We start from the raw sequence: 13,732 nt of genomic DNA on the forward strand, positions 1-13,732 counted from the left end.
CCCCGTCGGCAATGGCCGGTCGAGCGCAATGCACGGGGCATCCTGGCGCAATTCCGGATCGAGCGCATCAGCCAATCTGAGGAGACTGGAAAGCGCACCAGCGCTCAGTGACCAGCCTGGCGGCATGACGCAGCCGCTGTGCCGCGCGAGGCTCACCTGGAAATCACACCCGCACGGGTTGACTTCCGATGTACATCGCCGTCCTCAGCGCGTACGCTGCGCTGGCGTTCTGGCTCAGTATCGCCAGCCCATCAAAGGCTTGCCACGCGGACTCGGCGCCGCGACACCACCGAAACTGGATACCGCCATGAGGGAATCGGCCCTTTCAACCGCGCGAGTGGGAGGTGTCGTCGTCGGCCTGTTCGGTGCGGCCATGGCCACGCACTGGGTGTTTCCCGTCGACGCCGCCGTACAGCTCATTCCCGGCATCGAGCACGCGGGCATCGTCGGTTCACTGCTCTTCGTTGCGGCAGGCATCTGCCTCATCAACGCCTCGCGCCCGTCGGCCTCGGCCACCTGGCCCACCCGCCTCGCGGCCCTCTGCGTCGGCGCGCTGGTCGCGTTGCCATTGGCCTACCTGTTCGAGTACGCATCGGGCATCGGCCTGGGCATCGACATCGCCCACGCCGGTGCGGTTCCCACGGCAACCCATCCGTATCCCGGCCGGCTGTCGCCGAACGCGAGCCTGGCGTTCCTGCTCGCCGGCGTCGCGTTCTGGCTGAACGAACGTCGCTCCACCCGGCTCGGCCCGCTCGTCTTCTCGCTGTTGGCTCTGACGGTTCCCGCCATCGGCATCGGCGGAATGGTCGGACACTTCGTGGGCCTCGAGGCGCTGTACCAGGTGGCAAGCTGCAACCCGCTGCTGCCGACGACCGCCTTCGGACTCTCCGTCCTCGGGGCGGGCCTGTGGATGCTGCACGAAGCAGCCCACGCCTTCGATCCCAAGAGGTTGCAAACCACCGAGCAGCGCATCAAGCGCCGCTCGATCGCGGTCATCACGCTGGTTGCGCTGGCGGGCGGCGTCGCGGGCTTCTCGGTGATGCGCGGCACCTTCGAGCGATCGGTGTCGAAAGACATGCTGCTGATCGCCACGACAAACGCGACCTCGCTGGGCCACACCATCGACGTCAGCCTGCTGTTCCCGAAAACCGTTGCAACGCGGCCGGCCGCGCGGCAAGCCCTGGAGAAGCTGAGCAGGACTCCCGCCGACACGGATGCCATGGACTTCCTGCAAAGGGTCGCCGAAAGTGCCCTCACCGCCGACCTGACGCGCGTGGAAATCTACGCCGCGAACGGCGCGCGTGTGGCACAGGCGGGTCCCGTGCCCGCGAAGTCGCGCATCATTCAGCGGCTGGCGAATACGGAGCAGACGACCTTCCTGGCCTGGAAGGACGGCTACCTGCTCCTGGCAGAAGCCGAGGTCCGGATCGACGGGCGCATCGTGGGGAGGGTGTTCACCGAGCAGCGCATGCCGCTGTTCGATCGCCTGCTCGCCGAGATCCGCGCCTCCAGCGACACGTCGGACGCGGTGATCTGCGGTCGCGACAACGACAAGATGATCTGCGCGCCCAACCGGTACCGGCCATCCGGACTTGAACTGCCGATGTTTGATGCGACCGGTGGCGCCGCGCTTCCCGTGGCGCGAGCACTGCTCGGCGAACACGGCGTGCAGTTCCTCAAGGACCGGCGCGGCACCAACGTCCTCTCGGCCTTCACGCCGATCAAGGATTTCGGGCTCGGGCTGGCCGTGCGGACCAATGTCGACACGCTCTATGCGCCGATGAAGTCGCGCCTGAACGTCCTCGCCGTGGCACTGGTCGCCATCGTCGCGCTGGCCATCTATGCCCAGCACCACCAGGTGAGGCCGGTGCTCAAGCAATTGGTCGCCAGCGAACAGATGGTGAAAGCCATCGTCGAAAACCAGTCCGAGCTCGTGTCGCTCGCGACGCCGGACGGCGAACTGACCTACGTCAACCCGGCGTATGCGAGGCACTTCGGACGAACCCCTGCGGACATGCTGGGCGACAGCATGTACGACTACATCGAGCCCGCGGATCACCCGACCGTCAGGAAAGTGGTGGCAGACGTCCTGTCGACCGGCACCACCGCCACCAGCGAGAACCGGGTGACGTCCGCCAATGGCGCCCAGCGCTGGGTGGCCTGGACCAACCGCTTGCTGAGCGATCCCTCGGGTCGGCCGACGCTTCATTCCGTCGGCCGCGATGTGACCGAGCGCGTGCTGGCCGAGCGCGCCCTGCGCACACTGGCCGCGATCTTCGACGCGACGACCGACTACGTCATCCAGAACGACGTACAAGGTCGGCTGATCTACATGAACCCTGCCGCAAGACGACGCGCCGGATTGGCACCGGATGCGCCGATCGAGCAGTTGACGCTGGCGCATTTCAACCCCCCGCAGACGCTCGAGAAGTTCGATGCCGAGGTCGGACCCAGCGCGACGGCCACCGGCGTCTGGGTCGGCGAGTCGCTGGTCTGGGACGCCGAGCGGCGCGAATTTCCGGTCAGCCACATCGTCATCTGCCACCGCGACGCACAGGGCAAGGTCGAGTACTTCTCCGCGCTGATGCGCGACATCTCGGCGGCCAAGGCGGCCGAGCAGGCCGTGCGCGACAGCGAACATCGCCTGCGCCTGGTGACCGACAACATGCCGGCCCTGATTTCCTACCTCGACCGCGACCTGCGTTTTCAATTCGTCAACCGGACCTACCAGCAATGGTTCGGCAGCGAAGCGGCGCCCCAGGTCGGGATGAGCGCAGAGGATTTCTTCGGCGAGCAGGCCCGGCTGGAGATCGGCCCCCGGCTGCGAGCCGCGCTGGACGGCCAGGACGTCGCTGACGACCGGGAGATGATGCGCCCCGAAGGCCGTCGCCATGTGCAGGTCACGGTCGTCCCCGATCGCGGCAAGCAGGGCAGCGTCGTCGGCCTGTACACGCTCATCAACGACGTCACGTCGTACCGCGAGTCGCAGCGAGCGCTCCAGGAAAGCGAGGCGCGCCTGCGCACCGTGGCCGACGCGCTGCCGATGCGCGTGGCGTACATCGACGCCGACGAGCGCTACCGCTTCAACAACCTGGCCTACGAGCGCGGCTTCGGACGGCCGCGCGACGAACTCCATGGCCAGACCGTTCGTGCGGTGCTGGGCGAGACGGCCTACCAGTCGGTGGAGCCGCACATTCGCAGCGCCTTGCGAGGCGAGCCGGTCACGTTCCAGAGCGAGATGGACAGCAACGGCAGCTATGTCTGCTACGAGGCCCAGTACATCCCCCAGCGCGCGGCCGACGGCAGCACGGTGCTCGGCTTCCACGCGGTGGTCACCGACATCACCCGCCAGAAGCTCGAGGAAAAACGGCTGACCGAGCTCGCCCGGGTGGACGCGCTCAGCGGCCTGATCAATCGCGCCGGCTTCGAGTTGCGCATGGCAGAGGCCATGCAGCGCTGCCGGGCGAGCGGTGCGCTGATCGCGCTCATGTACCTCGACATCGACCACTTCAAGCAGATCAACGACCGCTACGGGCATCACACGGGGGACGCACTGCTTCGCGGGTTCGCCGCCAGGTTGTCGCAGACCGTGCGCTCCACCGACACCGTCGCCCGCCTGGGGGGAGACGAGTTCACGGTGATCATGGAAGGCCTGCCGAGACCCGAGGTGGCGTCGACGGTCGCCGGCAAGATCGTCCAGGCCATGAGCTCGCCCTTCATCGTCGAGCAGCAGGCGATCAGCATCACCACGAGCATCGGCCTGGCGTTCTACCAGGGCGACGCCACGACCGTCGAGGCGCTCGTCCGGCAGGCGGACGTGATGCTCTACCAGGCCAAGAGCGCAGGCCGCAACAACGTCCAGGTCGCGCTCCGGCTCATCGAAGGCGGGCGGGCTTAGCCCTGCTGCGGCAGGCCGGCTGCGCTCACGCGTGGCGCGCGCCGCCCGCGCTGAGTTCCGCCCAGTCGAGCTCCTGCACGACGACGCGGAACGCCGCGTCGCCGATCGATCCTTCGTTGCGCAATTCCTCCACCCTCGCGCGTGCCGCCGCCAAGGCCCGGCGGCGCAGCGGCCCGCCGGAGCGCCGGTCGATCGCCTCCTCGTCGGTCGCGCCTTCCTGGTTCAGCTCGATCACCGTGGCGTACTCCTTGCGCAGCAACTTCGCGTGCACCGAGTCGTCGCCGTCGATCGCGGTCAGCAGCGCGCCATAGGCCTCGGCCCGTGCGTGCTTGACCTCGCGACCCACCGGATCGTCGTCGTGCAGCTTCATGCGCCGGATCAGCGGCTTCATCGTCAGCCCCTGCAGCACCAGCGTGCCGAGCACGACGGTGAAGGCACACAGCAGGATCAGGTCGCGGTACGGGAACGGCGCACCGCCCGGCAAGGTCTCGGGGATCGCAAAGGCCGCGGCCAGCGTCACGATGCCACGCATGCCGGCCCACGACAGCACCAGTGCCCCGCCGAGCAAGGGCGGCGCGCCTGCAGCACGCTGGCGCTCGGGCAGGCGCACGAACTTGTAGCTCAGCACCCACGCGAAGCGCGCGCCGATCGTCACGGCGAGCACGGCCAACGCCACCAGCAGCGATTCGCTGCGCACGCCGCCGGCCTCGAGCCGCTCCCAGATCGGGCGCAGCTGCAGGCCGATCAGCACGAACGCGAACGCGTTCAGCACGAACACCACCACCTCCCACACCGTGAAGATCGGCACCCGCATGCGCGCCGGCAACGCGACGCCACGCCGCCGCGCGACCGTCATCGCGTACGCCACCAGCGTCAGGATGCCCGACAGCCCGATCGCCTCGGCCGCCATCCAGACGCCGAAGGTCGTCACGAACTGCAGGATCAGCATGGTCGGCACGTCCTGCACGCGCGACATCAACGGCTGCGTCGCATACACGCAGGCCACGCCGGCCGCGAGGCTGCCGAACACCGTCAGCAGCAGCACCGGCGCAAAGTTCGCGAAGCCGATGTGCCCGGCCAGCGCCGCCATGATCGCGAGCCGGTAGATCAGCAACGCGCTGGCATCGTTGAGCAGGCTCTCGCCTTCGACGATGGTCAGCAGCTTGTGCGGCAGCTTGACCTGCCGCATCACGGCCGTGGCGGCCGCGGCGTCGGGCGGGGCGACGACGGCGCCGAGCGCGATCGCGATCGCCCACGGCATCTGCGGCACCAGCCAGCGCGCGGTCAGCGCCACCGCGAGCACCGTGACGCCGACCGCCGCGATCACCAGCCCGGCGATCGGTCGCCAGTTGGTGCGCAGGTCGCGCAGCGAGGTGTCATATGCCGCATCGACCAGCACCGGTGCGACGAACAGGGTCAGTGCCAGCTGCGGATCGAGCGTCCAGCGCGGCCCGTCCGGCAGGAACGCGAGCAGCGCACCGCCGATCGCGAGGAAGGTCGGGTACGGCGCGCCGACGCGGCGTGCCAGCGTTGCGAGCAGCGCCGCGCCGAGCAGCAGCAGGATGATCCATTCGAAGGTGGCCATGGGGGTCGGATTCCGGGTTCACCCGTCGCTTGCGACCCGCACGCCGTGCAGGTCGCGCACCATGCGATGGGCCGTCCCGACATGCGCCCCCGCCCGGTCCAGCAGCACCGCCTGCAGCCCCGCCGCGAGCGCGCCCTGATAGTCGAGCGCCAGCGAATCGCCGACCATCAGGCACTGCGCCGGCGCAACACCAAGCCGCTCGCAGACGCGCAGATACGCCTGCGGATGCGGCTTGCTGACACCCGCCTCCTCGCCGATCGCGACATGGTCCACCGCGTCGTCGAGCCCGGTCGCGACCAGCTTGCGGCGCTGCCCGTCGGCCGGACCGTTGGTCAGGATCGCGAGCTGCAGGCCATCGCCGCGCAGGCGCGCCAGCGTCGGCCGTGCATCGTCGTACAGCTTCGGGCTGTCGTTCACGCAGTCCATGAACACCCGGTTCAGCTGCGCGACCAGGCCTTCGCGCGGTGCCAGCCCGAGTCGGTCGAACGGATCGGCGAAACGCCGCATCCGGTACTCCTGGCGCGTCAGCCGGCCCTGCTCGAACTGCACGAACAACGGCCGGTCGACCTCGACACAGGCCTGCAGGAACGGCGCCACCGCAATGCCTTCGTCGGCCAGCACCTCGGCGATCAGGTCGTGCGCGACCAGCCGCGTCGACGCGAAGTCGATCAGCGTGTCGTCCAGGTCGAAAATCACCAGCTTCGTCATCGCGGTCCTTCTTCCGTCGTCCTTCACTCGTCCCACACCGGCCGCAGCCCGATCGTCGTCGTGCCCAGCCGGCCCCACTTGCCGCGGCTGGCCTGGATGCGCAGGTGGCCGGCATCCTTGCTCCAGGCCCCGCCCTTCACCGTGCGCTCCATCGGCGTCTCGGCATCGTGGTCGTGCAGGTCCTGGCACCACTCGCCCAGGTTGCCCGCCAGGTCGAACAGCCCCAGCTCCGACGGCGGGAAGCTGCCGACCACGCTGGTGCCGCCGAAATGTTCGTCGAAGTTCGCGTGCACCGGAGTCGGCGGCGCATCGCCCCACGGGTAGAGCCGCGCCGGATCGTTGTTCGACGCCAACGCTTCCCACTCCTGCGCCCACGGCAGGCGGCCCCCGAGGTGGGCGCAGATCAGCCCGGCGGCCGCCCAGTTCAGCCCCCACACCGGGTGCTCGGCCAATGCGGCCCGGCAATGCCAGCCGCCGCCGGCCGGGTCGAAGGCCAGCGGGTTGCGCGGGTTGCAGACATTGACGAAACGGTAGCCGCCGCCGGTCTCGGGCGGCATCTGCATCTCGTTGAGGATCTCGGCGGCGACGCGGCAGGTCAGCAGCGTGCGGGCCACCCGCAGGCGCCGGCCCGCGAGTGCACCCGACGCCACCCTGAAGCCGATCGCGTCATGGAGGTACTGCTCGATCATTCGGTGTCAGGCCAGGGGTGAGGTGGATCGGACCGCGGATTGCACCTCGTCGATCAGTGCCAGCTGCGCTTCGCTCAGGTGATGGCGCCAGCGGTTCTCCACGTCGTCCAGCGAGCGGTACGACGAGAACAGCCCACCGCGCGTCTCGGCCTGGCGCAAGCGGATGAAGGCCTCGGCATCGCCCGACGCCTCGGCGCCGAGGAACGCCACCAGGTTCGCCACCGCCTGCGCCGGCTCGCGCGAGATGTCGGCCAGCTCGAGGCTGACGTGCGTGAAGTGGTGCAGGCAGCGCCTCGCCAGCTCGTAGCGCAGCGCCACGCTCATCGCGACCACCTCGGTCGTGCGCAGCGCCGCATCGGTGCGCGGCACGCCGCTGCGGTAGCCGGGGAACTCGCGCATGAACGCGCGGCTCACGAGCTCGGAATAGCTCCACAGCGTCGTCAGCTTGCTGCGCAGCACCGACGACACGATGGCGCGCGGATCGCGCCGCAGGAAGATCACCCGCAGCTCCGGCAGGAAGGCCTTCAGCCAGCCGAGCTTGCCGAACAGGCAGGTGTCCTTGAAGCCGATCACCCGGCCGCGCCGCGATTGCCCGAGGTAGGCCTTCAGTCCCAGCAGGAACTCGCGCACCGTCTCGTCGCCGCGCAGGCTCGCGTGCAACAGCGCCGGGTCGTGGTCGTCGGCATCCCACGGCACCAGGTCGTGGTCGCGAAAGAACCGCGTGTGCATCGACAGCGGTTCGTTCAGGCATTCGATGCCGGCACAGGATTGAAGGACATCGTTCAGGAAGTTCGAGCCTGAACGGTGGTGCGCCATCACGAGGAACGGTGGGCGTCGTTCGAGAAGCAGTACCGACATGCGCGCGATCGACTCCCTATTGCAAGTATTGTTCTTCAATCGTACGCTTGGCTCGAACCGCACTGCAAGATCAGTGTGAGGGGGGCTGATGAACTCGTCAGAAGTTGCAGCGCCGTCGAAGAGAAACGGCCGCCTTCCGTTGCTGATCGCCGCGGTGGCGCTGGCTGTGGGCCTGTCGACGCTGGCCATGACCTGGCGGTACCGTGCGACGCACCCGCAGCGCCCGGCCGCGATGGCGGTGCGCCTCGCGCTCTCGACCACGCCGCATGCCGCGCTGCTGATGCTGGCCGCCGAGAAGGATTACCTGCGCGACGAAGGGCTCGACGTCACCATCGTGCCCGTCAGCCACGGCAAGTTCGCCCTCGACCTGCTGGCGCGCGGCGAGGTCGACCTGGCCACGGCCGCCGAAGTACCCTTTGTCACCGCGGTGCTCGACCACCAGCCGTTCAGCATCCTCGCGAGCATGCTGAGCGTCTCGGACGAGATGGCCGTGGTGGCCCGCCGCGACCGCGGCATCGTGGCGCCGGCCGACCTGCTCGGCAAGCGCATCGGCGTGCCACGCGGCACCAGCGCCGAATACTTCCTGTGGGCTTTGCTGATCCGCCACCGGCTGGCGCGCGACGGCGTGACGCTGGTCGACCTGCCGCCCGGCCGGCTGGCCGACGAGCTGGCGCGCGGCCGCATCGACGCCGCGTCGACCTGGCAGCCGGTGCGCCAGGACGCCGAAACGGCGCTCGGCGCGCAGGGCGTCTCGTTCACCGCGCCGGCCGCCTACACCGTCAGCCACGTCGTGGTCGGCCGCACCGACTACCTGCACCAGCAGGCCGAGATGTCGCGCCGCTTCGTGCGTGCGCTGCTGAAGGCCGAGCGCTTCAACCGGCTGCATGCCGACGAATCGCTGGCCATCGTCGCGCGCCGGCTCAAGGTCGACGCCGCCGCGCTGCAGCCCAGCTGGAAGTCGCTCGCCTTCCGCGTGAACCTGCTGCAGTCGCAACTGGTCACGATGGAGGACGAGGCCGACTGGGCCGTCTCGGGCAGCCCGGGCGCCTCGGCACCGACGCCCAATTTCCTGCCGCACCTCTACCTCGACGCCTTGCTCGACGAGCAACCCGACCGCGTCACCGTGGCGCACTAGGGCCCTCGAACCCGTCAACACGATGACAGACACCGAATGAAGATCAGTGCGAAGGGCTGGCTCGCCACGACCACGGGCCTCGGCACGATCGCCCTGCTCGCCGTGATGATCTGGTGGGCAAACGGCGAAGTCCAATCGGCAGACCGGCAACGCCGGCGCATGTCGGACGTCGCGCGCGTGCTGAACGACCTGCGGCTCGTCACCTTCGAGTACGTGCTGTACCGCAACCAGCGCGCCTACCAGCAGGAGCGCCAGGTCTCCGCGCGCCTCGAGCGCCAGCTGGAAGAACCGATCTTCAGCGACCCCGAGCCGTCGGAGACCCTGGCCGACCTGCGCCGGCGCAGCGTCGAGACGCGCCAGCTGCTCGAGGAGCTGCAGGCCAACACCAACAGCCGCGCGGCCGACGACAGCGCGCAGAAGCTCTACGAAGAGCTGATCTCGCGCAAGCTGCTGGTGCTGCACCAGGAAAGCCTGGTCGACGCGTTCCGCCTGGCCGACTATTCCACCGCCCGCATCGCGCAGGCGCAGCAGCGCGTGGTCGGCGTGATCCTGGCCGGGCTCGCGCTGATCTCGCTCGCGACCGTCGCGGCCGGCTGGCTGATCCACCGCGGCGTGCTGGCGCCGATCCAGCGGCTGCAGCAGGCCACGCGCGAGGTGGCATCGGGCAACTGGAGCTTCCGGCTCGACATCGCCGGCAGCGACGAGATCGGCGAGATGTCGCGCAACTTCGACGCGATGACCACCACGCTGCGCAACTCGTTCGCGCAGATCGAGCGCAGCAACCAGGAGCTGGCGGCCCTCAACCGCGAGATCGAGTCCTTCAGCTACTCGGTGTCGCACGACCTGCGCGCGCCGCTGCGCAGCATGGACGGCTTCTCGCTCGCGCTGCTGGAAGACTACGGAGACCGGCTCGACGACGAAGGCCGCGAACACCTGTCGCGCATCCGCGCCGCGAGCCAGCGCATGGGCCGGCTGATCGACGAACTGCTCGGGCTGTCGCGCGTCACTCGCACCGAGGTGGTGCTGCGCGAGGTCGACCTCGGCGCGATGGCGCGCGACATCGCGATCTCGATGCAGAAACTGCACCCCGAGCGCGACCTGCGCTGGGAGATCGCCGAGCCGCTGGTGGTGCGGGCCGACAAGTCGCTGATGCAGATCGCGATGCAGAACCTGCTCGAGAACGCCTGGAAGTTCACGTCGAAATCGCCCGACGCGGTGATCCGTGTCGGCAGCACCGTGTCGGACGGCCGCCAGGTGTGCTTCGTGGCCGACAACGGCGTAGGCTTCGACATGACCTACGCCGACCGGCTGTTCGGCGCCTTCCAGCGCCTGCACCACGAGGCCGATTTCCCCGGCACCGGCATCGGGCTGGCGATCGTGCACCGCATCATCCGTCGCCACGACGGCATCATCTGGGCCGAGGCCCGGCCCGGCCAGGGTGCCACCTTCCATTTCCACCTGCCTGGAGGACCTCCGCCATGAGTGAACAGAAGGCGATTCTGCTGGTCGAGGACAACGACGACGACGTGGCGCTGACGCTGCGCGCGTTCAAGCGCAGCCACCTGATGAACCCGATCGACGTGGCGCGCGACGGCGTCGACGCGCTCGACTACCTGTTCGCCCGCAACGCGCACGCGCACCGCGCGTCGCATTCGCTGCCCACGCTGGTGATCCTCGACCTGAAACTGCCGCGGCTCGACGGGCTGGGCGTGCTGAAGGCGATCCGCGCCGACGAGCGCACGCGCTTCCTGCCGGTGGTGATCCTGACCTCGTCGAAGGAAGAGCAGGACCTGATCTCCGGCTATGCGCTGGGCGCCAACAGCTATGTGCGCAAGCCGGTCGACTTCGCCGAGTTCATCGAGGCGGCCAAGGTGCTCGGCTTCTACTGGCTGATGATCAACGAGCTGCCCCCCTCGCACGCATGACCCGCCCGCACGCCATTGCGTTCCCGTCGAGGCTGTACCGATGAACATGGCGGTCAACATCCTGGTGGTCGAGGATTCCGAGGACGACGCCCGGCTGGTGACGCGCGTGCTGAGCCGCGGCGGCTTCACGCCGACCTGCCGGCGCGTGCAGAGCCTGGCCGCGCTGCAGCAGGCTTTCGAGCAGGAGCGCTGGGATGCGGTGCTGTCGGACTTCAGGATGCCGCAGTTCAGCGGCATCGACGCGCTGAACGCCTTCCGCGCGCGCGACCTCGACATCCCGTTCATCTTCGTCTCGGGGACGATCGGCGAGGAGATCGCGGTCGAGGCGATGAAGGCCGGCGCGAGCGACTACGTGATGAAGCAGAACCTGGCGCGGCTCGCGCCGGTGCTCAAGCGCGAGCTGGCGCAGGCGGTGATCCGCGCCGAGCACCGCAAGGCGCAGCGCGAGCTGGAGCTCAGCCGCGACCGCTACATGGACCTCTACGAGCTGGCGCCGGTCGGCTACCTGACGCTCGCGGCCGACGGCCGCATCGAGCAGCTGAACCTGAACGGCGCCGACATGCTGGGCGTGCGGCGCGATGCGTCGATCGGCCTGCAGTTCGCCAGCTTCATCGGCCCGGTGGAGCGCGAGCGCTGGGCCGCGCACTTCGAGCGCGTGCTGCTCGACGGCATTCGCCAGCGCCTGGAACTCGCGCTGCAGCGCCCCGACACCGAGCCGCTGCACGTGCAGCTCGACTGCATGCGCGAGGCCGCCTCCGGGTCGGACGAGGCCGGCGTGCGGGTCGCGATCACCGACATCCACGAACGCAAGGAAGCCGAGTCGGAGCTGATCCGCTACGAGGCCCAGCTGCGCCATTCGCAGAAGATGGAATCGATCGGCACGCTGGCCGGCGGCATCGCGCACGACTTCAACAACATCGTCGGCGCGATCCTCGGCAATTCGGCGCTGGCGCTGGAGGCCGTCGGGGCCGACCACCCGGCCGGCGCGCTGCTGCGCGAGGTGCACAAGGCCAGCATGCGCGCCCGCATGCTGGTGCGGCAGATCCTGACCTTCAGCCGGCGCGAGCCGCAGGAGCTGCAGACGCAGTCGCTGCGGCCGGTGGTCGACGAGACGCACCAGCTGCTGCGCGCGACGCTGCCGGCCGGCATCGACCTGCAGACGCGCATTGCCGACGACGTGCCGCAGGTGCAGGCCGATGCCACGCAGGTGCAGCAGGTCCTGATGAACCTGTGCACCAACGCCTGGCATGCGCTGGACGGCGGCGTCGGCCGCATCTGCATCGGGCTCGACGGCGTGGTGCTCGACCCGGCCACCTGCCTGCGCCTGGGCGGCCTGCGTCCGGGGCGCCATGCGCACCTGTGGGTCAGCGACAACGGCGTCGGCATGGACGACGCGACCCGCGAGCGCATCTTCGAGCCCTTCTTCACGACCAAGCCGGTCGGCCAGGGCACCGGGCTCGGGCTGTCGGTGGCGCACGGCATCGTCGTCGCGCACCACGGCGCGATCGCGGTCGAGAGCGCGCCGGGGGTCGGCACCACGCTGCACCTGTACCTGCCGGTGGCCGACACGGCCGGAACGGCGGCACGTGCACCGGCCGCGCAGCGCGTCGCGCCGGCCGGGCACGGCCAGCGCGTGTTCTACGTCGATGACGACGAGACCATGGTGATCATGGTCGAGCGCCTGCTGGCCCGCGAGGGCTACCAGGTGCGCACCTTCAACGAGGCGGCGCTGGCGATCGCCCACGTGCGCGAGCACCCGCAGGAGGTCGACCTGCTCGTCACCGACTACAACATGCCGGGCAGTTCGGGCATCGAGCTCGCACGCGAGCTGGCGCGCATCCGGCCCGGCCTGCCGGTGGTGCTGAGTTCGGGCTACATCACCGACGAGTTGCGGGGCGAAGCCCGCGCGGTCGGCGTGCGCGGGCTGCTGGAGAAGGAGAACACCTTCGAGGAACTGGGCGCGCTGGTGGCGCGCATCCTCGCGGAGCCCGGCCCCGCCCCGGTCACGGCAGGCGCGCCAGGCGCTGCCTGAGCAGATCGCGCAGCGCGTCGGACTGCACCGACGTGAACACTTCGACCGGCGAGCCGAAATCCTCCCGGGCCAGCGCGATGCGCTTGGCCGACAGGTGCCCTTCGGTGAGGCCGGGCCGCCAGTCGACCTCGACACGGCAGCGCTCGGAACCGAACAGCTCCGGCGCCAGCAGCCAGGCCACCGGGCAGGCGTCGTGCAGCAGCGGCCTGTCGCGGCGGAAGCCGCGGATCAGGTCGCGCGCGATCGGCCCGCAGCGGTTGCCGAGCGTGCCCAGCGAGTCGACCCAGTCGGCGGGCATGAACGCCTGGCGCGTCACGTCCAGCCCGAACAGCAGCAGCTGCGCGCCACTGGCCAGCACCGTCTGCGCGGCCAGCGCATCGGCATGGAAGTTGAACTCGGCGGCCGGCGTGATGTTGCCGTCGCAGAACGCGGCGCCGCCCATCACCAGCACGCGCTGCGCGCGCTTCAGCAGGCCCGGGCGCTTGATCTCGGCCAGCGCGAGGTTGGTCAGCGGACCGATCGCCACCAGCGTCAGGCTGCCGGCCGGCTCGCGCAGCAGCGCCTGCTCGATCACGTCGACCGCATGCTGCGCGGTGGCGGTGCGGCTGCGTGGCAGGTCGACGCCGCCGAGGCCGTCTTCGCCGTGGACGGTGTTGGTGCGCGCCCCCGGCAGGGTCAGCGCGTGGCTGCAGCCGGCATGCACGGGCACGTCGTGGCGGCCGGCCAGGTCGAGCACGCGGCAGGCGTTGTCGGCGGTCATCTCGACCGTGCGGTTGCCGGCCACCGTCGTGATGCCCGTCAGGTTCAGCTCCGGCGCGCCGGCGGCCAGCAGCAGCGCGAGGGCATCGTCGATGCCGGGGTCGCAGTCGATCAGGATGTCGTGTGGCATGGCGCGAGCATAG

General features: G+C 69.5%; 10 protein-coding genes. 5 read left to right on the forward strand and 5 right to left on the reverse strand.

Going from position 1 to position 13,732, the window contains the following annotated elements; genetic code table 11:
• The first annotated feature begins 124 nt into the window (after nt 1–124).
• Nucleotides 125–3,898: a PAS domain-containing protein gene (locus ASC98_RS08695; RefSeq protein ID WP_157597652.1), complete on the forward strand. Its 3,774-nt coding sequence runs from the start codon at nt 125–127 to the stop codon at nt 3,896–3,898.
• A gap of 25 nt (nt 3,899–3,923) precedes the next feature.
• Here the strand turns inward: ASC98_RS08695 and ASC98_RS08700 are convergent, their stop codons facing one another.
• The 4 genes from ASC98_RS08700 to ASC98_RS08715 are packed head-to-tail and all read right to left on the reverse strand — an operon-like array spanning nt 3,924 to nt 7,738.
• Nucleotides 3,924–5,483, reverse strand: coding sequence for a Na+/H+ antiporter (locus tag ASC98_RS08700; RefSeq protein WP_056816117.1), 1,560 nt, complete (start codon nt 5,481–5,483; stop codon nt 3,924–3,926).
• Nucleotides 5,484–5,501: 18 nt separating this feature from the next.
• Nucleotides 5,502–6,191 (reverse strand): HAD family hydrolase, encoded by a 690-nt coding sequence (locus tag ASC98_RS08705; protein ID WP_056816119.1) that lies wholly within the window; start codon nt 6,189–6,191, stop codon nt 5,502–5,504.
• Between the two features lie 23 nt (nt 6,192–6,214).
• Entirely contained in the window at nt 6,215–6,880 is a 666-nt protein-coding gene (locus ASC98_RS08710; RefSeq protein WP_056816122.1) for an SUMF1/EgtB/PvdO family nonheme iron enzyme, read from the reverse strand.
• 6 nt (nt 6,881–6,886) lie between these two features.
• Complete coding sequence (locus ASC98_RS08715) at nt 6,887–7,738, reverse strand: sulfotransferase (RefSeq protein WP_162249206.1); 852 nt, start codon at nt 7,736–7,738, stop codon at nt 6,887–6,889.
• Between the two features lie 88 nt (nt 7,739–7,826).
• Here ASC98_RS08715 and ASC98_RS08720 point away from each other — a divergent pair, with 88 nt between their 5' ends.
• Genes ASC98_RS08720 through ASC98_RS08735 form a run of 4 tightly spaced genes read left to right on the forward strand, consistent with a single transcriptional unit; the run spans nt 7,827 to nt 12,830 of the window.
• Nucleotides 7,827–8,873 carry an ABC transporter substrate-binding protein gene (locus tag ASC98_RS08720; RefSeq protein ID WP_082541568.1) on the forward strand — a complete coding sequence of 349 codons (1,047 nt, stop codon included), beginning with the start codon at nt 7,827–7,829 and terminating at the stop codon, nt 8,871–8,873.
• 36 nt (nt 8,874–8,909) lie between these two features.
• Complete coding sequence (locus tag ASC98_RS08725) at nt 8,910–10,355, forward strand: ATP-binding protein (RefSeq protein WP_056816131.1); 1,446 nt, start codon at nt 8,910–8,912, stop codon at nt 10,353–10,355.
• Complete coding sequence (locus tag ASC98_RS08730) at nt 10,352–10,798, forward strand: response regulator (protein WP_056816134.1); 447 nt, start codon at nt 10,352–10,354, stop codon at nt 10,796–10,798. Before ASC98_RS08725 ends, ASC98_RS08730 begins: the two co-directional genes overlap by 4 nt.
• A gap of 40 nt (nt 10,799–10,838) precedes the next feature.
• On the forward strand, nt 10,839–12,830 hold the full coding sequence (locus tag ASC98_RS08735; RefSeq protein WP_056816137.1) for a response regulator: 1,992 nt from the start codon (nt 10,839–10,841) through the stop codon (nt 12,828–12,830).
• Here ASC98_RS08735 and ASC98_RS08740 read toward each other — a convergent pair.
• Nucleotides 12,802–13,719 (reverse strand): nucleoside hydrolase, encoded by a 918-nt coding sequence (locus tag ASC98_RS08740; protein WP_056816140.1) that lies wholly within the window; start codon nt 13,717–13,719, stop codon nt 12,802–12,804. The genes ASC98_RS08735 and ASC98_RS08740 overlap by 29 nt on opposite strands.
• Nucleotides 13,720–13,732 lie beyond the last annotated feature (13 nt).

Source organism: Rhizobacter sp. Root1238 (assembly GCF_001425825.1).
Taxonomy (GTDB): domain Bacteria; phylum Pseudomonadota; class Gammaproteobacteria; order Burkholderiales; family Burkholderiaceae_C; genus Rhizobacter.

Excerpts from the sequence above, each read along its gene's own strand:
- ASC98_RS08710 (WP_056816122.1), bottom strand. The coding sequence starts at position 6,880 with ATGATCGAGCAGTACCTCCATGACGCGATCGGCTTCAGGGTGGCGTCG.
- ASC98_RS08715 (WP_162249206.1), bottom strand. The coding sequence starts at position 7,738 with ATGTCGGTACTGCTTCTCGAACGACGCCCACCGTTCCTCGTGATGGCG.
- ASC98_RS08695 (WP_157597652.1), top strand. The coding sequence starts at position 125 with ATGACGCAGCCGCTGTGCCGCGCGAGGCTCACCTGGAAATCACACCCG.
- ASC98_RS08720 (WP_082541568.1), top strand. The coding sequence starts at position 7,827 with ATGAACTCGTCAGAAGTTGCAGCGCCGTCGAAGAGAAACGGCCGCCTT.
- ASC98_RS08725 (WP_056816131.1), top strand. The coding sequence starts at position 8,910 with ATGAAGATCAGTGCGAAGGGCTGGCTCGCCACGACCACGGGCCTCGGC.
- ASC98_RS08730 (WP_056816134.1), top strand. The coding sequence starts at position 10,352 with ATGAGTGAACAGAAGGCGATTCTGCTGGTCGAGGACAACGACGACGAC.
- ASC98_RS08740 (WP_056816140.1), bottom strand. The coding sequence starts at position 13,719 with ATGCCACACGACATCCTGATCGACTGCGACCCCGGCATCGACGATGCC.
- ASC98_RS08705 (WP_056816119.1), bottom strand. The coding sequence starts at position 6,191 with ATGACGAAGCTGGTGATTTTCGACCTGGACGACACGCTGATCGACTTC.
- ASC98_RS08700 (WP_056816117.1), bottom strand. The coding sequence starts at position 5,483 with ATGGCCACCTTCGAATGGATCATCCTGCTGCTGCTCGGCGCGGCGCTG.
- ASC98_RS08735 (WP_056816137.1), top strand. The coding sequence starts at position 10,839 with ATGAACATGGCGGTCAACATCCTGGTGGTCGAGGATTCCGAGGACGAC.